The sequence below is a fragment of the Nitrosopumilus adriaticus genome (assembly GCF_000956175.1).
Taxonomy (GTDB): Archaea; Thermoproteota; Nitrososphaeria; order Nitrososphaerales; family Nitrosopumilaceae; genus Nitrosopumilus; species Nitrosopumilus adriaticus.
Genome location: NZ_CP011070.1, coordinates 1,510,912 through 1,537,824, shown reverse-complemented (window position 1 = coordinate 1,537,824; position 26,913 = coordinate 1,510,912). Strand labels below are relative to the sequence as shown.

The 26,913-nt window shown below is 35.2% G+C and carries 23 protein-coding genes; 16 read left to right on the top strand and 7 right to left on the bottom strand.

The window, feature by feature from the left end; all coding sequences use genetic code 11:
• Positions 1-20: 20 nt before the first annotated feature.
• Genes NADRNF5_RS09095 through NADRNF5_RS09085 form a run of 3 tightly spaced genes read left to right on the top strand, consistent with a single transcriptional unit; the run spans position 21 to position 4,641 of the window.
• Positions 21-3,218, top strand: a complete 3,198-nt coding sequence (locus tag NADRNF5_RS09095) for a peptidase (RefSeq protein WP_048119524.1) — start codon at positions 21-23, stop codon at positions 3,216-3,218.
• Between the two features lie 55 nt (positions 3,219-3,273).
• The gene (locus NADRNF5_RS09090; RefSeq protein WP_048117726.1) at positions 3,274-4,263 is read left to right on the top strand and encodes a CFI-box-CTERM domain-containing protein; all 990 of its coding nucleotides are present in this window, start codon (positions 3,274-3,276) and stop codon (positions 4,261-4,263) included.
• 54 nt (positions 4,264-4,317) lie between these two features.
• Positions 4,318-4,641, top strand: a complete 324-nt coding sequence (locus NADRNF5_RS09085) for a hypothetical protein (protein ID WP_048117723.1) — start codon at positions 4,318-4,320, stop codon at positions 4,639-4,641.
• On the opposite strand, the gene NADRNF5_RS09080 is transcribed toward NADRNF5_RS09085, so the two are convergent.
• The 3 genes from NADRNF5_RS09080 to NADRNF5_RS09070 all read right to left on the bottom strand — a co-directional run bounded on the left by NADRNF5_RS09080 (position 4,636) and on the right by NADRNF5_RS09070 (position 8,004).
• Entirely contained in the window at positions 4,636-6,216 is a 1,581-nt protein-coding gene (locus NADRNF5_RS09080; RefSeq protein WP_192828323.1) for a B12-binding domain-containing radical SAM protein, read from the bottom strand. The genes NADRNF5_RS09085 and NADRNF5_RS09080 overlap by 6 nt on opposite strands.
• Positions 6,217-6,279: 63 nt before the next feature.
• Entirely contained in the window at positions 6,280-7,056 is a 777-nt protein-coding gene (gene larB, locus NADRNF5_RS09075; RefSeq protein WP_048117720.1) for a nickel pincer cofactor biosynthesis protein LarB, read from the bottom strand.
• Positions 7,057-7,089: 33 nt separating this feature from the next.
• Entirely contained in the window at positions 7,090-8,004 is a 915-nt protein-coding gene (locus NADRNF5_RS09070; protein WP_048119518.1) for a malate dehydrogenase, read from the bottom strand.
• 89 nt (positions 8,005-8,093) lie between these two features.
• Between NADRNF5_RS09070 and larC the strand changes: the two genes are divergently transcribed.
• From larC to NADRNF5_RS09055, 3 genes are read left to right on the top strand one after another with little or no spacing between them, the layout of a single operon-like run.
• Entirely contained in the window at positions 8,094-9,320 is a 1,227-nt protein-coding gene (gene larC / locus NADRNF5_RS09065; RefSeq protein WP_048117716.1) for a nickel pincer cofactor biosynthesis protein LarC, read from the top strand.
• Complete coding sequence (larE, locus tag NADRNF5_RS09060; RefSeq protein WP_048117713.1) at positions 9,317-10,114, top strand: ATP-dependent sacrificial sulfur transferase LarE; 798 nt, start codon at positions 9,317-9,319, stop codon at positions 10,112-10,114. The genes larC and larE overlap by 4 nt, the downstream gene beginning before the upstream one ends.
• Complete coding sequence (locus NADRNF5_RS09055) at positions 10,111-11,277, top strand: cysteine desulfurase family protein (protein WP_048117710.1); 1,167 nt, start codon at positions 10,111-10,113, stop codon at positions 11,275-11,277. Before larE ends, NADRNF5_RS09055 begins: the two co-directional genes overlap by 4 nt.
• Here the strand turns inward: NADRNF5_RS09055 and NADRNF5_RS09050 are convergent.
• From NADRNF5_RS09050 to NADRNF5_RS09035, 4 genes are all read right to left on the bottom strand, one after another.
• Positions 11,274-12,074: a PEFG-CTERM sorting domain-containing protein gene (locus NADRNF5_RS09050; protein ID WP_048117707.1), complete on the bottom strand. Its 801-nt coding sequence runs from the start codon at positions 12,072-12,074 to the stop codon at positions 11,274-11,276. The genes NADRNF5_RS09055 and NADRNF5_RS09050 overlap by 4 nt on opposite strands.
• Positions 12,075-12,145: 71 nt before the next feature.
• Positions 12,146-12,958, bottom strand: a complete 813-nt coding sequence (locus NADRNF5_RS09045) for a PEFG-CTERM sorting domain-containing protein (protein WP_048117704.1) — start codon at positions 12,956-12,958, stop codon at positions 12,146-12,148.
• 122 nt (positions 12,959-13,080) lie between these two features.
• Positions 13,081-13,938 (bottom strand): PEFG-CTERM sorting domain-containing protein, encoded by an 858-nt coding sequence (locus NADRNF5_RS09040; RefSeq protein ID WP_048117702.1) that lies wholly within the window; start codon positions 13,936-13,938, stop codon positions 13,081-13,083.
• Between the two features lie 63 nt (positions 13,939-14,001).
• Positions 14,002-14,838, bottom strand: a complete 837-nt coding sequence (locus tag NADRNF5_RS09035) for a PEFG-CTERM sorting domain-containing protein (protein WP_048117698.1) — start codon at positions 14,836-14,838, stop codon at positions 14,002-14,004.
• Positions 14,839-15,016: 178 nt separating this feature from the next.
• Here NADRNF5_RS09035 and NADRNF5_RS09030 point away from each other — a divergent pair, with 178 nt between their 5' ends.
• The 10 genes from NADRNF5_RS09030 (at position 15,017) to NADRNF5_RS08990 (ending at position 26,911) form a co-directional block, all read left to right on the top strand.
• On the top strand, positions 15,017-15,268 hold the full coding sequence (locus NADRNF5_RS09030; RefSeq protein WP_048117695.1) for a DNA-directed RNA polymerase subunit H: 252 nt from the start codon (positions 15,017-15,019) through the stop codon (positions 15,266-15,268).
• Positions 15,268-18,615, top strand: coding sequence for a DNA-directed RNA polymerase subunit B (locus NADRNF5_RS09025; RefSeq protein ID WP_048117692.1), 3,348 nt, complete (start codon positions 15,268-15,270; stop codon positions 18,613-18,615). The genes NADRNF5_RS09030 and NADRNF5_RS09025 overlap by 1 nt, the downstream gene beginning before the upstream one ends.
• On the top strand, positions 18,615-22,406 hold the full coding sequence (locus NADRNF5_RS09020; protein WP_048117690.1) for a DNA-directed RNA polymerase subunit A': 3,792 nt from the start codon (positions 18,615-18,617) through the stop codon (positions 22,404-22,406). The genes NADRNF5_RS09025 and NADRNF5_RS09020 overlap by 1 nt, the downstream gene beginning before the upstream one ends.
• Positions 22,407-22,419: 13 nt before the next feature.
• Entirely contained in the window at positions 22,420-22,650 is a 231-nt protein-coding gene (locus tag NADRNF5_RS09015) for an LSM domain-containing protein (RefSeq protein ID WP_048117687.1), read from the top strand.
• Positions 22,651-22,694: 44 nt separating this feature from the next.
• The gene (locus NADRNF5_RS09010) at positions 22,695-23,876 is read left to right on the top strand and encodes a hypothetical protein (RefSeq protein WP_192828322.1); all 1,182 of its coding nucleotides are present in this window, start codon (positions 22,695-22,697) and stop codon (positions 23,874-23,876) included.
• 51 nt (positions 23,877-23,927) lie between these two features.
• Positions 23,928-24,596, top strand: a complete 669-nt coding sequence (locus NADRNF5_RS11660; protein WP_237089264.1) for a hypothetical protein — start codon at positions 23,928-23,930, stop codon at positions 24,594-24,596.
• Positions 24,565-25,542 carry a tetratricopeptide repeat protein gene (locus NADRNF5_RS11655; protein ID WP_237089263.1) on the top strand — a complete coding sequence of 326 codons (978 nt, stop codon included), beginning with the start codon at positions 24,565-24,567 and terminating at the stop codon, positions 25,540-25,542. Before NADRNF5_RS11660 ends, NADRNF5_RS11655 begins: the two co-directional genes overlap by 32 nt.
• A gap of 76 nt (positions 25,543-25,618) precedes the next feature.
• Positions 25,619-25,942, top strand: a complete 324-nt coding sequence (locus NADRNF5_RS09000) for a ribosomal L7Ae/L30e/S12e/Gadd45 family protein (protein WP_048117684.1) — start codon at positions 25,619-25,621, stop codon at positions 25,940-25,942.
• Between the two features lie 63 nt (positions 25,943-26,005).
• Positions 26,006-26,470 (top strand): NusA-like transcription termination signal-binding factor, encoded by a 465-nt coding sequence (locus NADRNF5_RS08995; RefSeq protein ID WP_048117681.1) that lies wholly within the window; start codon positions 26,006-26,008, stop codon positions 26,468-26,470.
• 3 nt (positions 26,471-26,473) lie between these two features.
• On the top strand, positions 26,474-26,911 hold the full coding sequence (locus NADRNF5_RS08990) for a 30S ribosomal protein S12 (RefSeq protein WP_048117671.1): 438 nt from the start codon (positions 26,474-26,476) through the stop codon (positions 26,909-26,911).
• Positions 26,912-26,913 lie beyond the last annotated feature (2 nt).

The following is a 26,913-nucleotide window of genomic DNA, read 5'->3' as shown; positions in this document are numbered from 1 at the left end:
GATTTTTTGCAATGTTGGGCATGAAATTCTTCTATATTACAGTACTTCTTTCATTACTATCTTTAATTCCACTTTTTGAAGTAGAAGCTTCTAGTAATCCAAACCTGTTTGTATCAGCTGAAAATTCACAATTTAAAAACCATTTTTCAGGTTCCATGGTAATTGAAGTTGTAGTAAATGATCCTAATCTCAAGGATACGGGTCAGGGAAAGGGTGAACCTGATGTTACTATTAATGGAAAATCATTACGGATGGTTCAGGCAACTGATGGAAATTGGTATGCCTATTTTGCCAATGTTGAAATGGCAAAATCTGCAGATGCAACAGTTGGTTTATCTGGAGAAGGTTTAGATTTTGGTGTTTTTTGTAGTCGAGATACTTCTCCTTCGATTTTTGGAATTTCCCTTTCTGAAACAGATGGTTTTGCAGTACCACGTTTAGGATCTTTGACTGGTTCCACAAATGGTGATTCTTCATTTAATGCATGTACTGGTACACCAGGCTCTACTGCAAATTTGAATAATGTAGTTAGAAAAGCAAAATCAATCAACACTAATTCCAATATTCCAGTTGGACAAATTGGTTTGAATTCAAATGCGTGGCCATTGATTCAACTTTATTCATTTGATGATGTAGTGATTCAATATAATCCCGGTGGTCCAACACAAAAAGTATCACTTGAATTTGATGAAATGGAAAATATTTCTTTGAATATTGATAGAACTCTATATCCTAATAATGCTGAAGTGTTTCTAACTGTCAATGATTTTCAATTAAATCAGGATCCTACGGATGAAGATTCATGGACATTTGATATTGGATCTAATCCATCAACATTTTATCAAGCATTTGATAATTCTGGAACTAATTCTGCAAATGGAGGTCTAGGTTTAGTTGACTTGGTACCCAGTCTTTCTTCTTTGGGATTTGAAAGCAATGGTAAACTTTCCATAGATCTTGGAAATATCATGGAATTAAGAACAAACAGTGATCAGCCTTCTTCTTCTGTAAATGATGGGGGTGCAAATACTTTTTCAGAGATAGTGACATTAGTTGAACAACAACCAAATTCAGGAATTTTTGAGAGCTTTGATTCAAATGATCAATCCACAATCGGAATTCTTGCTAATGCTCCTCGTGGGCAAACGGGAAAAATAAGCTACAATGATGAGTCCCTGTCAGTTTTGACAGGTTCTTCAACTGCATCTGTTTCACTTGATAATACCCCTACTCTGACTATTGGAAACAATAACTCTCTACGTCCTGGAACTGAATATCCTGTGATTTTAAAAGATCCAGATCAAAATTTAAACACTGGCTCAAATGATGATTTAGACGTCTTTAGGGAAACTGCAATAATTCCTACTATAACAATTGGAAATCCAATAACTCTGGGTAATGCAAATGATGTTAAATTTCATTTAACTTCACCTGCTCTGACAGGTGGTACTAGCGTCACTTCATCTGTGCCTGACTCTAATTCTGATAGGTTGATAATTGATACTACAACATTGGGAGTTGCATCATATGACATGCTTTCTGTAAACTTGGGGGTTTCTGCCTCTACCTTTACTTCAATTTTACTTGATGATTCTAAATCCAACACAAGTGGTACAAACTGGATAAATTATGATTTAAGATCATTTGAAAAAGAGTTAGGTGTTTCTGACTTTAGTGATACCTCATTCACTTTAACTTTTGGAACGCTTGGTTCTTCACCAATTACTATTGTTGATGCAGGTGATCTTTCATCATCACAAGGATTTATTCAAATTGATAATTCTGATATAACTTCCATCTTGGTTGAAAGTGGAAATGTATTTCTTGTAATTGATTTTGACTCATCTAATAATAATGCAGGTGTAATTGATATTTCTAGTGAAACCAAAAAACAACCCATTGTCTTTGATGTATTTTCTTTTGGATTAAAAAATGATAAAAGTATAAACAATTCTATTTACCGTTTTGAGTTAGAAGAAATAGGTGATAACTCTTCAATTTTTGAAGGTACTTTGGAATATGCTGTAACAAATCAATTGAATATACTAGATCCTAATTTCATTCAAACCATTCAAACAATTGGTGATGAGGTAAAAATTATTGTCATAAATAGATTGATTGATGAAACTGGAATTACTATATCTTATTCTGATCTTGATGTGACTGGTGTTGCAACTACTATTACATCACAATCTGATTTTAAAACTCACTCTGGTGATGTTTTTACATCTTCACAATCATTTCGTTTTGGGCAACCTGTTACAATAACTCTCAAAGATCCTGATCTTAACTTAAAAAAAGATCTAATTGACATTTATTTTGTAAATAACGATCCAAATTCTGATGATGTTGATACCGTCGGAAAGGACGGGGCTATTTTACTTGAAGTTTTGATTAAGGATATTCGTTACAAACGTTGTACTGTTAATGGAGTTGAACATGGTGGTTTAGGTGCTACTGGATTCACTCTAGTTGAGACTGGACCAAGTACCGGTGTTTTTGAAGGTGTATTTAAAATGCCTTCACAAATTTGTAACAAATCTGGAACTGCTTTAATTTCATCTGCAGGGGGCAGTCTTGATGCTAAGTATTATGATTCACGAGATAGTTCTGGTAATGCAAATACGTTTAGTTTGTTGAGAAGTAAATCATCTGCTTCTTTTTCTAGCTCACCACAACTTAGTTCCTATGAAATTGTAAAACCTCTTTCAGGAAACATTGAGGAAATAACTCTCTCTGGCAGCGTAAATAATCACAGACGTGGAATTCCATTGGAAGTGAATATTGTTTCTCCAGATGGGCAATCTCAGAATTTTGGAGCAACCCTTTCTAGTGGAGGAAGTTATAGATCCATAATTTCAATTAACGAAAATTCTTTGTCCGGACTTTATGAAATTCAATTGTCTCACAATAACTTTGATTTGGGTTCTGTATCCTTTGAAGTAATCTCACCAAAAATACCTAGTTGGGTTAAAAACACTGCAAAATCTTGGGCCTCAACTACAATTACAAATTCTGAATTTATTGATGGGATTCAATTTCTGATTGAGGAAGGTATAATCTCTGTTCCTTCTATTGAAAGTATGTCTTCTGCAAATCAAATGATTCCAGATTGGATCAAAAATAATGCCTTGTGGTGGGCTGATGGGAAAATATCTGACGATGACTTTGTTAAATCACTTCAATTCTTAATCAAAAAAGGTATCATTAGAGTATAATCTGGTCAATTTTTGTTTCGTTGAAAACATAAATACTCTCAACTCATGAATCAAAATGAAAATGAGGCTTACTGCAATCTTAGCATTTGCATTATTATCAATATCTATTTTATCATACGGAGTTAATGGCTCTGTCTTTGCTGATAGTCATAATCTTTTACCAGTAAATACATCTTCAAACATAGACATTGTTGCAAATGGTGCAAATGTCATAATATCTGGAAATCTGAAAGACTATGATCCATTATCTCCATCTGCTGGTGCAGTTACATACGTTGTAAAATCTCCGGAAAATAATCTTGTAACTATTGGGCAATTGATTCCGGATTCTGATGGAACTTTTGAATTTTCATTTATTGCAGGTGGTCAACTATGGAAATTAAGTGGAGATTATATTGTTGAAACAAAATATGGTGGAAATACTAGTGAACTCGTTCTTGATTATGTAGGTGGAGACTTGGTAGTTAATACTCCGGAACCTGAGCCTGAGCCAGAACCTGAGCCAGAACCTGAGCCAGAACCTGAGCCAGAACCAGAACCTGAGCCAGAACCAGAACCTGAGCCAGAACCAGAACCTGAGCCAGAACCAACATGTGGGGCAGGAACTGAACTTGTTAATGGAATTTGTCAAGTAATCAAAACCCCAGAACCAGAATCTAAAGGTGGTGGATGCTTAATTGCAACAGCAGCTTATGGAACTGAATTAGCTCCGCAAGTTCAATTCCTTAGAGAAATTAGAGATAATACTGTAATGAGTACTTCTTCTGGAATGGCTTTCATGACTGGATTTAATCAATTGTATTATTCATTCTCACCAACAATTGCTGATATGGAAAGAGAAAACCCAATGTTCCAAGAAGCTGTTAGAGTATTTATCACTCCAATGATTTCAACATTATCTATTATGACTTTAGCAGATAGTGGTTCTGAAGTTGAAGTTTTAGGTCTCGGAATTTCTGTAATTGCGCTTAACTTGGGAATGTATATTGCAGCACCTGCATTAATTGGATTCAAAGTTCACAAACACTTTAAATCCAGAAAATAATTTACCAGACTCTCTTCTAGTAACTTATTATATTGAGACAGATTACCAATTGTAATGCATACTGAATATGAAGAATTTGAAAATATTGAAGATATGTTCATGTATATGGCATCTGCAGCCCCTCCAATGAAAAATACAATGCCGATTAATTCCTACAAAGGATATGTGATGGCATTTATTCCGCTCAGCCCTTCAACTGGCGAAACATATCTTATGATTTATGCAACTGGCTCTCTTGAACCTGGGATTTATGAATTTGATGTTTCATCAAAATCTTACAAAAAGGTAGATGGAATTGAAAGAGCAGACAAAGTTTACTTTATTTGTTTAACACCAAAAAGAAACACTCTAGCAGATTCTGCTATTGATACTCTATAATTTTTTAGTTTGAATTTTAGGTGCAGATACTGATCTACTTCTTGCATATTTGTCAATTATTTCATCTGGAGTTCTTCCATTAAAGAGATCCTTACATAATCCTCTTAGATATCTCATAATTGCCCATGTCCCAGCTTTTAGTATTCCGTACATGAATACTTTCATTGGTGGCCCATATGTCTTATTTCTGAGAATAATTGGGATGATATCATTAATTACTCGCAAATTATTTTCCCAACATTTCCAAAACAGTGTAAATTGTGCTTCATTCAAGTTTCCAAAATGCATTGAATTTTTCTCACTAAAGTCTTGATAAAGTAATGGTGCTACTAGACCTCTAAAGTCCATCTCTCTAAAGTCGCTCATCATATCAATGGTGTACTGAATGTCATCTGGAGTTTCATCTGGCCATCCAATGATGATTGTAGCAGCTGGGAACCAATGGTTTTCATTTAGTATTTTTGCTCCTTCTCTAACTACACTTCCCCACTCTTCTGGTGAAAATGGTTTTGTTTTGACACCTAGATGTTTCTTTACCATTGCAGGTGCAACAGTTTCAATCCCTAAATTGGTTGCAAGCCATCTCCCTGTTTTGTCTTGTTCGTTGATTTGTGAAATTTGTTGCATTAATGTCGGATCTGCAGCAACTGCTGAAAATGTCATGTGTGTAGTGCCAACGAAATTTGCACCTAATCCTTTTAGTCCTTTCCACAAATCTACAATGGCGTCTCTGTTTGGGATGAAATCCCTATTGTCGCATCCATAAAGAAGCATTTCATCTGAATGTAACCAAATTGAATCAAATCCATAATCTAAATTAGTTTTAGCCTCATGCTGCAATCTCTCTAAAGGCAAGTCTTTCTTTGATCTTTTATTTACATCACAAAAGTCACATCCTCTTCCACAACCTCTCATTGCTTCAATCAATGAGTTGATTGTGGGTCCTTCTATTACTGGAATGTTTTCAAGATTTCTGACAAAACAATGCATTAGTTCTGGAGCATCATTTTTTTCCAGGTCTTGGAATAAATCTACTGCTAACTCATCTGCTTCCCCTACAACAACGGTATCAATTCCATGTATTTTCATTCTATCTGATTTTGCTAATTCCCATGCACCATTTCCACCTACTACCACTTTGAAATCATATTTCTTTTTGAGTTGAATAATACTTGCACACATTTTTTTAAATTTCATTGCTACATAGGATAATTTTTCAGGTGACATTGTTGTAGTTACAGGGGCCATTCCTAATGGATCCATAACATTAATTCCTACAACTTTGGTATCTGGTCCAATTGATTTGTGAAGCATTTCTGGATGTGCCATAAAAACATCTTCTCTTTTGTATCCTCCTTGAATCAATGAACTTTCAATTCTTCTTAGTCCAACTTGAGCAACTTTCACCTCTCCTGTGATTGGGTCTGTTTCAACTGAGGGACAAAATACTTTATCAAATACCCATTCAGGTAGCACCTCATATGGTCCACATGCGATGAATCCATAAAGAAAATTTCCTCTGTAATTTGTCATTAAGCTACGATCAGCAGTAAGAACAACACGTTTGCCAGCCAACTACCAGACTTCGACAAAGTATGTTATATATGATTTACGAGACAGATTATTACTGATTGGAAATTAATCCTTTTTTCTAATTGTTCTATTTGCAATATTTGCAGCAATTCCTCCGGCAGCTATTCCGTTATCTATGTTAACCACTGATAACCCCAATGAGCAGCTTTGAAGCATTGATGCTAATGCAGCAATTCCTTTTTCTCCATATCCATATCCCACTGATGTTGGAATTCCTATTATTGGAATATCTACCATAGATGAAACGAGTGTTGCCAAAGCCCCCTCCATCCCTGCAGCAACTATTATGCAATCTACATCCTCTTTAATCATTTTTTTTAAAATTGGAAAAATTCTTTGAATTCCTGCAACGCCAACATCATATCCTGTTATGCATTTACAATTCATCGCTTCGCACATCAATCTAGATTCCTCTGCAACTCCTATATCTGAAGTTCCTGCAGTAAGAATTCCTACTTTTCCTCCATGAAATGAAATTGGGTTTTTAAATAATAGTAAGGTAGATGAATTTTTTCCAGTTTTAATTGTAATTTTTAATCTTTTAGCAAATGCTAAAATTGTTGGATAGTCCTTTTTCTTAATTCTTGAAATTAATACTGAATTTGATTTTTCTAAAGTTTTTTTCACAATTTTTTTAATCTCTTCAATTTCTTTGGTTTCAGCAAAAATCACTTCGGGAATTCCACGTCTCTTACTTCTATTGATATCAATTTTTGCAAATCCTTCTACCTCTTCAATTGAATATAATGAAAGAAGTTTTTTTGCATTGTTAACTGATATCTTTCCAGCACTTAGTGATTCTAGGATTTTATCAATTTCCAATGATGTTGTATTTTTGTTAGTATAAAAAAATGCTTAGATTTCTATACCTGAAATGGCACTCTTGACACTCTCAACAGCTTTATCAAAAACCTGTTTTTCTTCATCATTTAGATCCAACTCGATAATTTTCTCCACACCTTTTCTTCCAATTATTGCTGGAACACCAATTGTAACATCTGAATGACCATATTCCCCATCAAGATATGTGGCAACAGGAATGACTTGTTTTCTGTCTCTTACTACTGATTCTACAATTGCAGAAATTGCATTTCCTGGTGCGTGCACTGTTGCTCCTTTCAATTCAATTACTTTAGCTGCTACTTGTTTTGTATTTTGAACTAACTCATCTAATTTCTCTTTTGGAAGAAATGTTGATAATGGAATTCCTGATACTGATGAAAATCTTGGTAATGGTAACATGTTTTCACCATGTTCTCCAATGACTAGTGCTCTGATTGAATCACGAGAATGTCCTGTTGCTTCGTGAATGAATTGTCTAAATCTTGACAAATCCAGCATACCTCCCATACCAAATACTCTACTTCTATCAAATCCTGAAACCTTGTATGTGATGTAGGCCATTGGGTCAAGCGGATTTGTCACTGGAATTATCATTGAATTATCGGCAAATTTTTTGACATTTTCTACAACACTTTTTACAATTGATGCATTGATTTTCAAAAGATCCATTCTTGTCATTCCTGGTTTTCTACCAGAACCTGCAACCACTACAACAACATCTGAACCTTTCATATCTGCAAAATCATTTGATCCTTTAACCTCTACGTCAATGCCTTGTTCTGATAGCATATGATTGATATCCATTGCTTCACCCTGTGGAAGTCCTTTTGCAACATCAAGTAGCAAAATCTGATCATCTAATCTTTTTAATGCTGAGAATAATGCTGCATCTCCACCTACTTTACCAGAACCAATAATTGTAATCATAAAAATCATCGATGATTTTGAATAATTAAATCTAATGAAATTATTCAACTTTTAGACGAATTTATAAGCATTTTTGATAATTTTTAATCATGGTTGTAGTGATTGATCCTCAGATTGCTGGAATCTCCGGTGATATGATTTTATCTTCATTAATTGATTTGGGTGCTGATAAAAAAAGGATAATTGACGGAATTAAGGATTCTGAAAAATTTCTTTCAAATTCTACGATTAATAAAATTGATTTTCAAAAAATTCAGAAACATGGAATTGATTGTCAGCAATTGATTTTAGAAGTTAATGAAGAGCCACATGAACGAAAAGGCTCAGAAATAAAAAATGCTATTGTTAATTCAACTAAAGCATTAGGGCTATGCGAGAAATCACAAGTTTTTGCTGAATCTTGTATTGATACTCTGATCTCTTCTGAATCTAAAATCCATGGAATTCCTGAAGACTCGGTTCATTTTCATGAAGCCTCAAGTATTGACACACTTGTAGACATTGTAGGTGTTACAATTTGCTTAGAGGATTTGGGTTTGTTTAAAGAGAAGATTGTTTGTCTGCCTGTTTCTGTTGGTGGGGGGACTGTGACTTTTTCACATGGAATCATGTCTAATCCAGCTAGTGCAATTCTTGAGATCTTTAAAAACTCAAATTTAATAGTCAAAGGAAATGATTCTAAAGAAGAACTTACCACCCCTACTGGAGCATGCATTTTAGTGAACTTGACAGATATTGCTGTGGAGTATTACCCATCAATGAAAATCGATTCAATCGGTTATGGCGCAGGTCAAAAAAATTTTGAATCTTTTTCAAATTCTTTGAAAATTATTCGTGGCTCAAACAATAATTTTGATGTTGATTCAGTAAAGATTCTAGAAACAAACGTTGATGATGTATCTGGTGAAATTCTTGGAAATCTTATTGAAAAAATTATGACTAAAGGTGCAAAAGATGTCTCGATATATCATGGAATTGCAAAGAAAGGAAGGCCTACAAATCTTGTGTCTGTCATATGTGATGATGAAAATGTGGATGATATTGTTGATGCCTTGGTCTTAGAAACAGGAACTTTGGGTGTGAGAATATCTGATTCCAATCGATTCATTGTTCCCAGAACAATCCATGATGTATCTTTAACATTGGATGGCAAGTCTTTCAAAGTAAATTACAAAAAGTCTACCTTTAAAGGAAAAACTGATTTTAAAATAGAATTTGATGATTTAAAGAAAATATCGAACACCATTGATAAATCAATTAAAGAAACAGAATCATTACTAAGAAAAGAAATTGAGAAAATGGAGATTTCAACATGACAAATCTTGATGAACTAGTTGATTGGTTTGGTGACAAAAGTAAGGTGATGATTGCACTTTCTGGCGGTGTTGATAGTGCACTTGTAGCTTATGCTGCTTTTCAAAAATTAGGAAAATCTGCAATTGCTGTTACTGCTGACTACAAAACTTTGTCTGAAGAAGAACTACAGACATCTAGAGATGTCTGTTCTGAGATAGGGATTGAGCAGATCTTTTTGGATTATGATGAACTTGAAAATGAAGATTTTACAAAAAACGATTCAAATCGATGTTTTCACTGTAGAATGGAATTGGGAGATCATCTAACTGAATTGGCAAAAGAGCATGATGTTCAGATTATTGTTGATGGTACAAATCTTGATGATTTGGGTGACTATAGACCTGGAATTGAGGCATTAAAACAATATGGGATTAGGAGTCCACTTGTGGAAACAGGATTTTCAAAATCTAAAGTTAGAGATGCTGCTAAATCTGTTGGATTGTCTGTGTTTGACAAGCCATCAAATTCTTGTCTTGCATCTAGGATTCCTTGGGGACAAAGAGTAACAGCAGAAAAACTAACTAGAATAGAATTTGGTGAGACAATTGTAAAACAATTAACTAAATTAAAACAAGTTCGAGTTCGAGATCTGAATGGTTCTGCCAAAATTGAAGTTGACAAAGAAATGATATCTATTTTTGATGAATCTATTTTCAAGCAAATTTCTGAAAAACTAAAACTGATAGGGTTTCGTACCGTCGAAATTGATCCGGAAGGATATAAACCAGGAAAAATCAATGTGATTGCAGATTGATTTATCTTGATAATGCTGCATCCACTAAAATTCATGAAGATGTTTTAGAAACAATGCTTCCATATCTCAAAGAACAATATGGTAACCCGTCATCTATTCATCGTTATGGGAGATTATCACACAAAGCCATTGAAAAGGCAAGAAAACAAATTGCATCCTTAATAAATGCTGAACCTTCTGAAATTCTTATCACTTCCGGAGGTACAGAATCTAACAACACTGCATTAAGGGGGATAGCGATGAAAAATCCATCATCTCGAATCATCACATCCTCAATTGAACATGATGCAATTTTAGAGCCTTGCAAGAAATTATCTCAAAATGGATTTGACATTGATTATCTCCCCGTAGATTCATTTGGAATGGTGGATATCTTGGAACTCAAAAACCACATTTCTGAAAAAACTCGTCTTGTCTCTATTATGTTTGGAAATAATGAGGTGGGTACTATTCAACAAATCTCTGAAATTGCAAAAATTTGTAATGAAAAAAATATTTTATTTCATACTGATGCAGTTCAAGCAGTTGGTAAAATCCCCATTGATGTCAAAGAATTAGGTGTAGATTTACTGTCAATTTCATCTCATAAACTCTATGGACCAAAAGGAGTAGGTGCATTATTTATCAAAAATGGAATTTCAATCGATCCTGTCATTTTAGGGGGTGGACAAGAAAATGGCTTACGCTCTGGAACTGAAAATGTTGCAAATATTGTAGGATTTGGAAAAGCATGTGAGATTGCAAAAACCCATTTAGATGAAAATCTCTCTAATATGAAAAAACTGCGAGATTATATGATTAAAAGAGTGCTTGATGAAATACCCCAAGTTACTCTAAATGGACATTCTGAATCAAGATTGCCTAATAATATTCATTTTACATTTCTTGGAGTTAATGGAGAAGACTTGATAATCAAACTAGATGAATTTGGAATTGCAGCTTCGACCGGTTCTGCATGTTCTGTTAATACACAAAAAGCTTCACATGTTTTAGAGGCAATGGGTTTTTCACTAGAACAAATTACTGGTTCGTTGCGATTAACCATTGGGATTTTTAATAATGAGGATGAAATTAATGAAACCGTTGAAGTGCTCAAAAGGGTTGTTGAAGAACTCCGTTCAGTTTCCCCATTCAAAGAAAAATATTCTTTTGGCTTGAACTAAATTTTTATTTGAATTTTGTTTCTAGTCATTACAATTGTTGCCATGATTCCTATGATGAGAATCATTACTGCAATCGTACTGAATTCTGGAACTACATATGTCCCGATAATCTCTATGTCTGAATCCCCTTGTTCAAAATTAATTGTTATTACTCTTGAATCTGAACCTACTACTGATTCCTGATATGCCACTTCAATTCCATCTATTAGAATGATGAATGTGTCATCCTTTCCATCTTGTTTTTCTGCCCCGATGAATTCTCTAGGTAGATCTAGTGTGATTGTTCCTTCATCTATTGCGTCAATTTGTACAATCAATGCAAAAATTTCAGAATCTACTACTATGTTTTTCACTGTGCCACCCTTGATAGTATATTCTACATCAAATGTTCCCTTACTTCCTGCATCAACCTCGAAATTAGTGGTGGTTTCAGTCATCTGTGATTTTGGAGTAAATGTAAATTCTGATTCTGCAATGTGTTCTTGATAAAATGCTCGAATTGTATAATCTCCGCCTTTTTTCCATACTCCTCCCTCTGCGATAATTATTTTTGTAAATGTTCCATCTTGACCTACAGTAATCTGTGCAATTTCTACTATGGCGCCCTCGTTTACAATTTGTATCAATACTGGTGTGTCACCAATTACAGTGTTCACATTTCCAAAAATTACAATCGTGTCTCCTTCATCATAATTGTTATCATCAGTTTCAACAGATAGTAAGGATTCTTGTGCAAAAGCAGTTCCTCCAGTGATTATTAGTAATGGCAATAATGCATAAAATATTCTAAACTCCACAAAGTTTGAAATGTCTATTTGTATATTTTCTTTACTACTAAAAATGAAAAAATGAAAAAAGTTGTGTGATTTTAGTATCTTGGCATAATGCTAAGTCTTGACTTTGCAGATACTGCAATTATTGAGATAATTGCTACTGCTAGAATCATGGCTGCAATTGTACCAAATTCTGGTATCACAAAGGTACCTATAATTTCAATTTTCTCAGCGCCTGCAAGGAACATGACTGTTACTTTGTTTCCGTCAATTTCAACATCATCCCATTCTTGTCCATCAACTAGTACCATGAAGATACCATCTTGGACTTTTTTGGTTGGGGTTACTGTTAGTGTTCCATCACTTTTAGCGTCGATGTTAATGACAATTGATTTGTCATTAGTATTGAGAGTTGCACTTTTCACTACTCCACCATTTATGGTAAATGGTATGCATTGACCACTTGCAGTAATCTGACCGGGGCCACATTTGCTTGGTGTTGTAGGTTTTGAAGTTGCTTCTCCACCAATTAGTTCAACTTGTGCTTTGCTGCTTTTTTCAACACTGCCATAGTTTACTTTAATGGTGTAAGTACCGTCGTATTTCCACAATGCACCTGCTGTGTTTAATGTGGTCTCAAAACTCTTGTCATCTGCTACAACTATTTGATTAATTGTAACAATGGAGTTGAGTGGGTTCACAACAGTTACTGTGACTGGATATCCAGATGCTATGTTTGCTACTTGGCCTGTTACCGTAATTATCTCATTATGCATGTATTCTTCTTTATCTGTCCACACAGATATCGGAAGTGCTTGCATCAAAGCATTTTTTGCTGATGCTTTGGCCTCATCCTGAGCACATCCTACACATGCTGGTGGAAGTTCTGCTGCATATGCTGATGACATAGTTAAGGTACCGACTGCAGTCAAAACGGCTAGTAGCGCGAACGACGTACGACTGTTCATCTTGTTGCGAATTGAACCTGTCTCTATTTATGTATATTTAAAAAGAGAAAAAAGTTGTGAACTTAGTATCTTGGCATAATGCTAAGTCTTGACTTTGCAGATACTGCAATTATTGAGATAATTGCTACTGCTAGAATCATGGCTGCAATTGTACCAAATTCAGGTACTACGACTCCATCTTTGATATCGACTTCGGTTGAAGCGGTATATTTTGGATCGTCAAATTGTTTTGCACTTACAGTATAGAATCCATTTTGCTTCCATAGTGGTCCACCTGTCGTAATTTCTTTGGTAAATTCTCCATTAAGCATTGGTGATACTTGGGCAACAGATACTACATTTCCATTTGGTGCCGTTATGGTCAAAGTAACATCTTGACTTACTCTGTCTGTTGTACCTTCTATGTTGATTGTTGTAGATCCTATAACAGCATCTGCATAAATTTCAATTCCTTGATCTGTTGCAACATTTGGAGTGGTGTAAACTAATCCTGATTCCATATTGGTTTCAGTTACAAGAGTTTTTTTTGCCATTCCGTTTGTTACTTCAACAAGCACCTTTAGTGAGTACAATGAACTTTGCTGTGGGCTTTGCATTGCCTTGATTGTATAGAATCCATTTTCAGTCCATGTTGGACCTATTTTGAATTCAGTTGCAAATTCTCCATTGACATCTGGTGAAACTTGACTAATTCCTACTACATTGTTTCCACTTGGAGATGTTACTCTAAATGTGACATCTGTAATTTTTGAAATTGTCTTGCCTGTTACTGTAATCGTGTCTGAGTTTCTGTCAGCCATGGCTGTAAGACTCATTCCTTGACTTTGAGCAAAAGCATCTTGTTGAATTGAAGTCATTGAAATTAATGACAATGCCATGAGGGCTATCGCCATTGATGTTGTAGAACGTTTAAAATTCATACTAATTCAACTTCAGATATCTTGTTATTTATGTATATTTAAAAATAGAAAAAAAGATGAAATTTAGTATCTTGGCATAATGCTAAGTCTTGACTTTGCAGATACTGCAATTATTGAGATAATTGCTACTGCTAGAATCATGGCTGCAATTGTACCAAATTCTGGGACTACAAATGTACCGATTATTTCGATCTCTTCAGCTCCTGCTGGGAATGCTATGGTAAGAACTCTGTTTGTCGCTGATGTTGTTTCCTCAAAGTCAACTTCTTCTCCATCAATTAAGACAAAGAAATCGTCATCTTCACCATTCATTGTTGCATCCAACACAGATCTTGGAATTGTCAAGGTTAGTGAACCGTCACTTGTTGCATCAATAGATACAATGAGTGAATTTGCTTCTACATCAGGCATGATACTTAGTAATTTTCCACCTGTGATCGTATATCCAATCAAATCTGTAGAACCCTCAATTGCAACTGTTTTGTCAGTTACACCAGAACCTCCTGTAGATGGTGGTGTCATTGTTGATCCTCCAAATTCAAATGTTGCTTCAGCTGATCGATTTTCAGTTCCATACTGAACTGTAATCGTGTATGATCCTTCTGCTTTCATTAACGCTCCGCCAGCAGTAATCTCAGTGCTGAATTTTTTATCAACACCAACTGTTACTTGTGCAATTGATACCAAGTTTCCATTAGGAGCCTTGACTATTACACTAACTGGAGTGCCAGAATACAGATCTCTCACTTCACCTGTTACTAGAATTGTTTCACCTTCTGAATATGATGATTTGTCCGTAGTAACAACAATCGAGTTTTGTATTTGTCCAAATGCTGGTGCCATACCAATACTTACAATTAAAATTGCAGATAAGGTAAACACCGTTAGATGAGCTTTCATCAATTTTAGGCGAAAAATTATGCTATTTAAGGTTGCGATAAAATTTATTGACTAAAAAGAAAAAACACAATTCTCTGACGAATATCAGATTAGATATATATTAACCCGAGCGTGAAATTTGACAGTTTGTGTGTATTATTTTCCGTTACATTTAATGTTCTACGTGGGGGTTTTGTAGATGGCAACTAAAAAAAATCAAGTTCTAGTACCTGATCATATCTATGTACCAAAACATGAGATTATTTCAAAACAAGAAGCTGAAGAAGTTTTGAAAAAATACAACTGTAAACCAACAGAATTGCCTTTAATCTTTGTAAACGATCCTGCAATTTTGGGACTTGGAATAAAACCTGGTGATATGATAAAAATTACTAGAAAAAGCCCAACTGCCGGTGAGAGTCTCTATTACAGATACGTGGTGGAAGTATAATGGCAGATCCTTCTACCAAACGTTGGCCCGTAATTCAAGATATTTTAAAACGTGAAGGTATTGCACGTCAACATCTAAACTCCTTTGATGAATTCCTAGAAAGAGGATTACAAAGTATCATCAATGAGGTAGGTCAAATTGATATTGAAAATGCTGAATATCCTTACAAAATTCAACTAGGAAAAGTTAAACTCCAACAACCAAGAATGATGGAACTTGATGGTTCTATTACTCACATTACTCCCGCTGAGGCAAGACTGAGAAATGTTTCATATTCTGCACCTGTAATGATGGAGGCAAGTGTTGTAGAAGATGGTAAAATTTTGGAATCAAGATTTGTTCATGTTGGTGACGTACCAGTAATGGCAAAATCAAATGCATGCATCTTACATAATTTCTCTACTCAAAAATTAATTGAACATGGTGAAGATCCAAATGATCCAGGTGGTTACTTTATCATTAATGGTTCTGAGAGAGTCATAGTAGGACTCGAAGATCTTTCATACAACAAAATTATTGTTGATAGAGAAACTGTTGGTGGAAACATTGTTTTCAAAGCTAAAGTATATTCATCAATTGTTGGTTATCGTGCAAAATTAGAACTTGTAATGAAAAATGATGGTTTGATTGTAGCTAGAATCCCTGGCTCTCCTGTTGATATCCCCGTTGTCACATTAATGAGGGCACTTGGATTGGAATCTGATAGAGAAATTGCGGCAGTAGTTTCATTGGTAGATGACTTGCAAGATGAATTAGAAGGCTCCTTTGAAAAAGCAGGTGATGTTCCAACATCTAAAGATGCTATTGTTTACATCAGTAAAAGAATCGCACCTGGAATGTTAGAGGAATTCCAAATCAAACGTGCTGAGACTTTACTTGATTGGGGATTGTTACCACATTTGGGTAAACATCCCGAGAACAGAAAAGAGAAAGCACAATTCTTAGGTGAGGCAGCTTGTAAATTATTAGAATTAAAACTCGGCTGGATTACTCCTGATGACAAGGATCATTATGGAAACAAAGTAATCAAATTTGCCGGACAAATGTTAGCAGATCTATTTAGAACTGCATTTAGAAATTTGGTCCGAGACATGAAATACCAATTAGAAAGATCAGGTCAAAAACGTGGAATCAATGCAGTCGCTGCTGCAATTCGTCCAGGAATTATCACTGATAAACTAAACAATGCCATTGCAACAGGAAACTGGGGACGAGGACGTGTCGGTGTTACTCAATTACTTGATAGAACAAACTATCTCTCAACAATTAGCCATCTTAGAAGAATTCAATCTCCTCTTAGTAGAACACAGCCAAACTTTGAGGCAAGAGACTTGCATGCTACTCACTTTGGAAGAATTTGTCCTAGTGAAACTCCTGAAGGCTCCAACTGTGGTTTGGTAAAAAATCTTGCACTATCTGGAATTATCTCAGTAAATGTCCCATCTGAAGAAATTGTAGAAAAACTCTATGATCTTGGAACTGTACATTTCTTTGATGCAAAAGAAGATTTGAAGAAAGATGGAACCCGCGTATTTGTTGATGGTCGTCTTATTGGCTATTATAAAGACGGTCAAGAACTAGCTGAATCTCTAAGAGATCTTAGAAGAAACTCAAAGATACATCCTCACGTTGGAGTCTCATTCCATAAATCTGACATTGAAGGATCGACAAGAAGACTTTATGTAAATTGCAATGCTGGACGTGTTTTGAGACCACTGATAATTATCAAAGATAACAAATCATTACTAACCCAAGATCTGTTGGATAAAATTTCAAAGAAATTACTTTCTTGGACTGATCTTTTGAGAATGGGTGTTTTAGAAATGATTGATGCTAATGAAGAAGAAAATTGCTATGTTACTTTGGATGAAAAAGATACAAAGAAACACACTCATCTTGAAGTCTTCCCACCAGCAATCTTGGGTGCAGGAGCTTCTATCATTCCATATCCTGAACATAACCAGTCTCCAAGAAATACATACGAGTCTGCAATGGCAAAACAAAGTTTAGGATTCTCAACACCGATGATGAATACTAGTACTTACGTTAGACAACACTTTATGCTATATCCTCAAGTTCCAATTGTAAACACCAAAGCAATGAAGCTTTTAGGATTGGAAGATAGACCTGCAGGTCAGAACTGTGTAGTTGCAGTATTACCATTTGATGGATATAACATCGAAGATGCAATTGTACTTAGCAAGGCATCTGTTGATAGGGGTTTGGGTAGAACTTTCTTTTATAGAATTTATGATGCCGAGGCAAAACAATACCCTGGTGGAATGCGTGATACTTTTGAAATTCCTAATGCTGAAGATAACATTAGAGGTTACAAGGGAGAGAGAGCATATAGATTACTTGAAGAAGATGGTGTTGTTGCATCAGAAGCACCAGTAAAGGGTGGGGATATTTTAATTGGAAAAACCAGTCCTCCAAGATTTATGGAAGAATATAGAGAGTTTGAATCTTCAGGTCCTTACAGACGAGATACCTCAATTGGTGTAAGACCATCTGAAACTGGTGTTGTTGATACTGTAGTAATGACTCAATCAAATGAAGGTGGAAAAATGTACAAGATTCGGGCAAGAGATATGAGAATACCTGAAATTGGTGACAAGTTTGCATCAAGACACGGACAAAAAGGTGTTCTTGGAATTTTAGCTAAAGCAGAAGATTTACCATATACTGCAGAAGGAATGTCTCCTGACGTTTTAATTAATCCTCATGCATTCCCATCAAGAATGACTGTTGGAATGATGATGGAATCTGTATGTGGAAAAGCTGCTGCATTTCGTGGAAAGCGATTTGATGGTTCAGCATTTGTAGGAGAAAAAATGGATGAGGTCAAGGAAGTAATGGATGCACATGGTTTCAAATATTCTGGTAAAGAAGTGATGTATGACGGAAGAACTGGAAAACCATTCCCAGTAGATGTCTTTATTGGTGTTGTGTACTATCAAAAACTTCATCACATGGTTGCAGACAAAATCCATGCAAGAGCACGTGGACAAGTTCAGATGTTAACTAAACAACCAACTGAAGGTAGAGCAAGAGGTGGTGGATTAAGATTTGGTGAAATGGAGAGAGATTGCTTGATTGCTTATGGTGCTTCAATGATTCTAAAAGATAGATTGCTAGATGAATCTGACAAATCTGATATCTTTGTATGTGAAAGATGTGGTCTAGTTGCTTATCATGATGTTAAACAAAGAAAATATGTCTGCCGAGTTTGTGGCGATAAAGCCAAAGTCTCATCAGTATCAGTGGCATATGCATTCAAACTACTCTTACAAGAAATGCAGAGTCTTAACGTTGCACCACGTCTATTAATCAAGGAGAAAATCTAATGTCCCTTCAAGCTATCAAATCAATTGACGGAATTCGTTTTTCTGTATGGTCTCCAACTGAAGTTAGAAAATACTCTGTTGCAGAAATCACTGCTCCTGAAACATATGATGAAGATGGAATGCCAGTTCAAGGCGGTCTTATGGATGGACGACTTGGAACTCTTGAACCTGGACAAAAATGTCTAACATGTGGAAATACAGCAGCCAGATGTCCTGGACACTTTGGACATATTGAACTTGCAGAACCAATTTTACATATTGCATTCATTGATAATATTTACAAACTATTACAATCAACATGTCGCTCATGTGCAAGACTCAAAGTCCCACAAGAAGATTTGAATGAATTCAAAAAAATCAAAGACAAACATGCTGCATATACTGTAATTTCTCAAAAACGTATTCCAGAACAAATTATAGAAAAAGCAAAGAAAGCAAAAGAATGTCCACATTGTGGAAAGACACAGTATGAGCTAGTATTTACAAAACCAACTATCTTCGTTGAGAAAACAGAGATTGGTGAACATAGATTACTTCCAATTACAATTAGAGAAAGATTCTCACAAATTCTTGATGAAGACTTGCAATTGCTATCATATGATCCTGTCACTGCTCGACCTGAGTGGTTTATTCTTCAAGCATTACCAGTACCACCAGTAACTGTAAGACCATCAATTATTCTTGAGACAGGAATTAGATCTGAGGATGATTTGACACACAAAATGGTAGATATCATCAGAGTTAATCAAAGACTAAAAGAAAGTAAAGAGGCAGGAACACCGCCACTCATTGTACAAGACCTAGTTGACCTGTTACAATATCACTCTACAACATATTTTGATAATGAAGTTTCTGGAATTCCACAAGCTCATCATCGTTCTGGACGTCCACTTAAAACATTAACTCAAAGACTAAAAGGAAAAGAAGGACGATTCAGAGGTTCACTCTCTGGAAAGAGGGTTGACTTTTCAAGTAGAACTGTAATTTCCCCTGATCCTAACTTGGATTTGTCTGAAGTTGGAGTTCCTGAACAAGTAGCCATGAAACTAACAATCCCTGAAATTGTTACAGAATGGAATATTGAGAGAATGCGAAAACTCGTAATTAACGGACCTGAAAAATTCCCAGGTGTCAACTATATCGTTAGACCTGATGGTGTAAAGATTAGATTGGATTTTGTAGAAGACCGTTCTACTATTGCAGAAACCCTTGAGATTGGTTATCTAATTGAAAGACATCTTGCAGACGGTGATATTGTCATGTTTAACAGACAACCTTCACTTCACCAGATGTCAATTATGGCTCACTATGTGAGAGTACTCCCTGGTAAAACTTTCAGATTGCATCCTTCAGTGTGTCCTCCATACAACGCAGATTTTGATGGTGATGAGATGAACCTTCACGTTCCTCAAAGTGAGGAGGCCAGAGCAGAAGCAATTCTTTTGATGAGAGTTCAAGATCAATTAATCTCTCCTAGATATGGTGGTCCAATCATTGGCGCACTAAGAGACTTTGTTACTGGTGCATATCTTCTAACAAAAGACGGAACAACTCTTTCTGTTCAAGAATTCTCAAACCTTGCAATGCTTGGCGGTTACAAAGACGCACTTCCAAAGCCCGGTACTAAAACTAAAGATGGTCCAGCCTACACTGGAAAACAACTATTTTCACTATTCCTTCCAAAAGACTTCAACTATGTCCTTACATCAAAATGGTCAAAGGGTACAAGCGGTCCTGCAAAAGATGTTGTAATTAAAAAAGGTGAACTCATCAGTGGTGTGATTGACAAAACATCAATTGGTGCAGAAGAACCAGAAAGTGTCTTACACCGAATTACAAAAGACTATGGAAATGCAGTTGGAAAGAATTTCTTAAACTCTATTCTAATTATGGTAAAACAATTCATCACAAGTTATGGTTTCAGTTATGGCTTTGGTGATCTTGAAGTACCAGAAAAAGAAAAACAACAGATTCTAGATGATATTCAAGCAACTTATGATGTTGTATCTGATTTAACTCATCAATATGAAAAAGGAACCCTGAAACTTACAAGAGGAATGAGAGCTGAAGAGGCACTTGAAGCATACATTGTAAATGAATTGGGTAAAGCAAGAGACAAAGCCGGCTCTACTGCAAATAATTCCCTTGATGACACTAATGCTGGAAAAATTATGGCTACAACAGGTGCTAGAGGTTCATCTCTTAACGTAGGTCAGATGGCAGGTGCATTAGGACAACAGTCAAGAAGAGGAAATAGAATGAATGATGGTTATCATAATCGTGCATTGACCCATTTCCAAGAACATGATAATAATCCCGATGCACACGGATTTGTAAAATCCAATTATAGAGAAGGTCTTTCTGCATTAGAATTCTTCTTCCACGCAATGGGTGGACGTGAAGGACTTGTAGATACTGCAGTTAGAACCCAACAAAGTGGTTACATGCAGCGTAGATTGATCAACGCATTAGAACACATTAGATTAGAATATGATGGAACAGTAAGAGATCCACACGGTCACATTGTACAATTCCTTTACGGTGAAGATGGAATTGATGTTGCAAAAAGTGATCATGGTGAAGCATTTAACGCTAGTAGACTAGCTGAATCTCAAACCATGATTGATTCTGGTAAAAAAGCAACAAAAGATGAAATTGATTCTGCCATTAAAAAATACACAAAGACATTCAGTCCAAGACTAACCTCTCTTGTTTCTGAAGCCTTGCATGAGTCTTCTTTAAGTAAAGATGGTGTGGAAGCAGTTTGTAAGAAAGGATTATCACTGTACAACAAAGCCAAAGTGGAGCCAGGACAAGCAGTCGGAATTATTACTGCACAATCAATTGGTGAACCTGGAACTCAGATGACTTTGAGAACATTCCACTTTGCAGGAATTAAAGAAAGAAACGTAACTTTGGGTCTTCCAAGATTAATTGAATTAGTTGACGCAAGAAAGAAACCTGTAACTCCAACTATGGATATCTATCTTGATAACGAATCAAAGAAATCTCGAGAAAAAGCAATTGAAGTTGCAAGAAATGTATTACAAACTAAAATCAGTGCGTTAATTGCAACCAGTGAAACTGACTATTCTACTGAAATCAAATTAATCTTAAGTGAAAATAGGCTCAAAGAAAGGGGTTGCTCAATTGCTGAGGTTGAAGCATCACTTGCATCCAACAAGAAATTCAAAATGGAGACAGTTGGTGAACTGATTACTCTCAAACTAGTTGAAGAGTCTGACACTGCTACTGTAATTGCAATTAGAAATAAAGTTCTAAACACTACCGTAAAGGGAGTTCCTGACGTTGAACGTGTAACACTGGTTCAAAAAGATGATGAATGGGTAATTCAAACAACTGGTTCAAACATTGCCAAAGTTCTTGAAGTAAAGGGCATTGACAAAACAAATGTCAGAACAAACAATGTCTTTGAAATTGCAGGAACTCTGGGTATTGAGGCTGCAAGAAACGCATTGATTGATGAACTCAATCACACACTAGGCGACCAAGGATTGGAGGTAGATAATAGATACATTATGTTAGTATCTGATTTGATGTGCTCAAGAGGATACATGCAACAAATCGGTAGACACGGAATTGCAGGTACCAAAGACAGTGTCCTTGCAAGAGCCGCATTTGAAATTACAGTTCCAACCATTGCACATGCTGCACTTGGCGGGGAAGTGGAACAACTCAAGGGTATCACTGAAAATGTAATTGTCGGTAGTAACATTCCAATCGGAAGTGGAACTGTTGACTTGTACATGCAAGTAAGTAAAAAGAAATAATCTGGTAAAAATTATGGCCGATGAAATTACAAATCTAATGAACAACAGCAAAGATAAGCTTGTCTTACTTCGTTTAAGAAATACTAGAACTATTCAAGGAATTCTCAAAGACTTTGATATTCACATGAATTTGACATTAGAAGATGCTGAAGATGTGACTGAAGAAAAGCATGAAAAGATTGGAAAGACTCTACTGCGTGGAGATAATATTTTACTCGTCTCTCTTCCAGAAGACGAATCCTAGATTATTCTATCAAACATTAAATTCAATATTTGTTAATTATTCACATGTATCTTTTTTTCATCATAGTTCCATTGATTTTATTTCCAGCATTTGGAGAATCAATTCCTGATTATGATAAACCATACTCTCCGATATTTACAGACAAACCCTTCTACTCTTGGACTGACAAAATAAAGATGACAATCATTGCTCCTAGTTGGAATACTGATAAAGATTTGATTGATTCAATAGGAAATACACAAGACCATCCCATTAAAATTTCCACAAGAGAGCATTCGCTAGAGCCTTATAGATTTACAGAGACTGATGTAAATTCTGGAATTTTTACAGCTGAAGTAATACTTACAGGATTTGCGCATGATGTAGATGGTGATGGAACTATTGACACAACTCCGAGAACCATGGGCACTGGTCCTACTAGTGGATTTTTAGAAGTCGATAGGGATTCGGCAGTTACAATATCATTTGAATTTGCAGATGGTGTAATCCTAACTGAATCTGCACCTGTACGTTGGAATGCTGGAACTATTCAATTCACTCAAGAAGTTTATCTCTTAGATGAAATTGTAACTGTACGCATCATTGATTCAGATATGAATCTCAATCCTGAAGCACTAGATCATATTCCAATTCAAATTTCATCTGATTCTGATATTGCAGGATTTGAAGTTGATGGAATTGAGACATCAGAAAGTTCTGGTATGTTTGTGGCAACCTTTTCCTTATCTCAAAGTTCAACTACCAGTGGAAGTAGACTGTATTCGATTCCTGGTGATAAAATCTCTGCAAAATATGATGATTATACTTTACCAAAGCCATATTCCGTCTCAGATAATTTAGCCCTTGAAACTTTTGCCTTGGTTGATTCATCAATTCCTCCAATAGATAGAATTGATAATCTCCCAATCCAATTTTCTGATGCACTTGGAAATTCTCTAGAATCCTTTTCACCTGATAATTCATTACAAATAGTTGGAACTATAGTTAATCCAAATGAATTTGATCAGAAATTTGTTTACTTGATTCAAGTTAAAAACGAAAATAATATTGTAGAGTCTATCTCATGGGTTCAAGGTGAATTATCGTCTGGACAAAGTCTTGATGTTTCACAATCATGGATCCCAAAAAACTCTGGAAATTACGCCATTGAAACATTTGTCTGGAACTCTCTTGGCGATCCAACTGTGCTAGCACCAATAATGTCGAGTTTAATTACAGTGGAATGAAAAGTATCATTTCTACGTGATAATTAAATAGAAAATTACAAAATTTTTCATGTGTTAGGATATTTAATTGGAATTACCTTAGTGTTAACCGTATTATCTCCTCTAGTCTTCTCTGATGCCTTTGCCGAAACATTTCTGGTAAGTACAGATAAACAATCCTACAACACAGGTGATTCTCTTACTATTTCAGGCCAAATTCTTGATTTTGGAATGCCAGTAATTGCTATGAGTATCTATGATCCTGATGGGAAAATTTTGTCTGCAAATAATTTGGAAATCTCATCTGAAAAAACATTTACAAAAACCATTCAACTTGATTCTCCATTTTATGAAAAAACTGGGGAATACCAAATAAAATTAGACTATGGACAAATCTCTGATAATCATTATTTCACTGTAGGGGATTATTCCGCACCTGAAATTCCAGTTCGGGTAAATGAAGAACCAGAAATCTTTCTTCTTTACACTGACCAAAATCAATACGCTGACAATGATACTATACATATCACAGGTCTTGTTTCTTCGCTAGGTTCGCCAACTTCGTTGATTGGAGTTTATGATCCATTTGGAATGCCTGCTGGGTTTTATTTTGGAACAATAAATTCTGATCTGGAATTCTCAACTAGCTTTCTTGTAAAAGATGGTGTTAATTTTAGAACCGAGGGAACTTATTCAATAAAAGCCCATTATGGGGAATCTGAAGCAATATCTTTTTTTTGATTATTATAAGGAGCCTCAAATTGTATCTGAAGAAACAATTGAAGAAACAATTGAAGAAACAATTGAAGAAACAATTGAAGAAACAATTGAAGAAACAATTGAAGAAACAATTGAAGAAACAATTGAAGAAACAATTGAAGAAACAATTGAAGAAACAATTGAAGAAACAATTGAAGAAACAATTGAAGAAACAATTGATAATTCGAATTCCATTATAACGTCTGCAATTAAAGAAACTCCTCCAACTTCTGAATCAAAATCTAATACAATTGAAATCAAAAAAACTATTCAAGAAAAAATCATTCCAACTGAAATCAAAAAACAAACAAATCTTACTGTTGAGGATATTGAATTGGGACTAATTCTAAACCAAATTAATTTGGAATGTGACAAAAGCATGTTTACTGATACTATATCTTACTATGATGGAATGGGCCCTGCACTGTATAGATTATGTGATTTTGATGGATCTTTGGAATTCTTTAATCAATCCCTAACTGAAAATCCAAACGATGTGGAAATTCTAGTAAACAAAGGCTCTGCCTTGGGGAAATTGGGATATTTCACTGAGGCTCTAATCTACTATGAACATGCTATCAAAATCAATCCCGAATTCTTACCTGCCAAAAATAACAAGGCAAATGCACTTGCAAATTTGAAAGATTATGAAAAAGCTATTTCAATTTATGAAGAAATTTTAAAGAAAAATCCAAACTATAATTCAGCAAGAAAAAATCTTGAAATTGCAGATTCATTAAACACTCCAATTGTAACTTTAGTTGATAAGCCAGTACAACCAAGTATCAAAAAAATAGATTACTCTGAAAATGTATTGCCGAAAGTTACTAGTACTTCAAATCATGAAAAGGAAAAACCAATTTCCTTGTTTGATGAAATTGGTTTAGTATTTTCAAATTTGGGTTCTGTGTTTGATTTTCTGAACTAATTTTTTCTATATCCATGCGTATTTTTTCAATAAACCTATAAAGCCCTGTGATGACGATCGATTTAAGGAAACATAAATGAGTAAACTACTTGAAAAATCATTAAAGGATGCCCGAAAAGAAGATCAATTAACATTCGGAACAAAACAAGTTTTGAACTCTCTAAAAAATTCCAAGCTAATTGTATTATCTCAATCAGTGAGTAAAGAAATGGTTGAGAAAATTGAATCAGATGCAAAAAAAGAAAAAGTACCTCTAGTCAACTTTCAAGGGACTTCAGTCGCACTAGGAAGATTATGCGGCTTACAATTTAGAATTTCAACAATTTCATTTACATCAATAACTGACGCAAACATAAAATCAATTTTAAAAGATACAGAAGCTGAGGAAAAAAATGAATAACTATATTTTATTTAATGAAAGTTTAAATGAGACAATTCAGGTCGGAGATAAATAGGATTTCTTATGACACAGTCAATTAAACTCTCAACAGATCAAATGCGTATGATGTCACTTTTCCAAAATGTAACTGGTGCAACTGCACGTGATTGCGTTGAGGATGAAAAGCAAGATAGAGTAATTTTTGTAGTTAATACTGGTAAAATGGGATTGGCAATTGGAAAAGGTGGTGTTCATATCAAATCATTACAAAATATTGTTAAAAGAAATGTAGAATTAGTAGAATATGATGAAGATCCAGCAAAATTCTTGTCTTCTTTGCTTAATTCAAAACTAATTTCTGAAGTAAAAATAAATACACGAGCAGATGGGACAAAACAGGCAATCGTAATGGTGGATCCAAGAAAGAAAGGAATTGTAGTTGGACGAGAAGGTAGAAATGCTGAGAAAGCAAGGCTTCTTGCAAAACGATATTTTGATATTACCAGCGTACTGATTAACAGTCCTGAACGTGCTACTATGGAGATGTAAGATATGAGAAAATCACCACTTGGATTATTTGCTGGCAGAGTTTTAACTACTAAAAAGAAAAAACAGAGGTGGGCAATTTCAACATACAAGAGAAGAAAACTTGGAATTGATAAAAAAGCAGATCCACTTGGAGGTGCTCCTCAAGGCCGTGGTATTGTTTTAGAAAAAGTAGGAATTGCTGCAAAACAACCAAACTCCGCTATTAGAAAATGTGTTAGAGTTCAATTAATTAAAAATGGTAAAACCGTTACTGCATTCTTGCCACGAGACGGTGCAATGAACTTTATTGATGAACACGACGAAGTTCATATTCAAGGAATGGGTGCAACACAAGGTGGTGCAATGGGAGATATCCCTGGTGTTAGATTCAAAGTTTTCAAAGTAAATGGTACATCACTTCATGAACTAGTAATTGGAAAGAAAGAGAAACCAAGGAGATAGAA

Coding starts and splice junctions, on each gene's coding strand:
- NADRNF5_RS09095 (WP_048119524.1), top strand. CDS start 21: ATGAAATTCTTCTATATTACAGTACTTCTTTCATTACTATCTTTAATT.
- NADRNF5_RS09090 (WP_048117726.1), top strand. CDS start 3,274: ATGAAAATGAGGCTTACTGCAATCTTAGCATTTGCATTATTATCAATA.
- NADRNF5_RS09085 (WP_048117723.1), top strand. CDS start 4,318: ATGCATACTGAATATGAAGAATTTGAAAATATTGAAGATATGTTCATG.
- NADRNF5_RS09070 (WP_048119518.1), bottom strand. CDS start 8,004: ATGATTACAATTATTGGTTCTGGTAAAGTAGGTGGAGATGCAGCATTA.
- larC (WP_048117716.1), top strand. CDS start 8,094: ATGGTTGTAGTGATTGATCCTCAGATTGCTGGAATCTCCGGTGATATG.
- larE (WP_048117713.1), top strand. CDS start 9,317: ATGACAAATCTTGATGAACTAGTTGATTGGTTTGGTGACAAAAGTAAG.
- NADRNF5_RS09045 (WP_048117704.1), bottom strand. CDS start 12,958: ATGTCATCAGCATATGCAGCAGAACTTCCACCAGCATGTGTAGGATGT.
- NADRNF5_RS09040 (WP_048117702.1), bottom strand. CDS start 13,938: ATGAATTTTAAACGTTCTACAACATCAATGGCGATAGCCCTCATGGCA.
- NADRNF5_RS09035 (WP_048117698.1), bottom strand. CDS start 14,838: ATGAAAGCTCATCTAACGGTGTTTACCTTATCTGCAATTTTAATTGTA.
- NADRNF5_RS09030 (WP_048117695.1), top strand. CDS start 15,017: ATGGCAACTAAAAAAAATCAAGTTCTAGTACCTGATCATATCTATGTA.
- NADRNF5_RS09025 (WP_048117692.1), top strand. CDS start 15,268: ATGGCAGATCCTTCTACCAAACGTTGGCCCGTAATTCAAGATATTTTA.
- NADRNF5_RS09020 (WP_048117690.1), top strand. CDS start 18,615: ATGTCCCTTCAAGCTATCAAATCAATTGACGGAATTCGTTTTTCTGTA.
- NADRNF5_RS09015 (WP_048117687.1), top strand. CDS start 22,420: ATGGCCGATGAAATTACAAATCTAATGAACAACAGCAAAGATAAGCTT.
- NADRNF5_RS09010 (WP_192828322.1), top strand. CDS start 22,695: ATGTATCTTTTTTTCATCATAGTTCCATTGATTTTATTTCCAGCATTT.
- NADRNF5_RS11655 (WP_237089263.1), top strand. CDS start 24,565: ATGGGGAATCTGAAGCAATATCTTTTTTTTGATTATTATAAGGAGCCT.
- NADRNF5_RS09000 (WP_048117684.1), top strand. CDS start 25,619: ATGAGTAAACTACTTGAAAAATCATTAAAGGATGCCCGAAAAGAAGAT.
- NADRNF5_RS08995 (WP_048117681.1), top strand. CDS start 26,006: ATGACACAGTCAATTAAACTCTCAACAGATCAAATGCGTATGATGTCA.
- NADRNF5_RS08990 (WP_048117671.1), top strand. CDS start 26,474: ATGAGAAAATCACCACTTGGATTATTTGCTGGCAGAGTTTTAACTACT.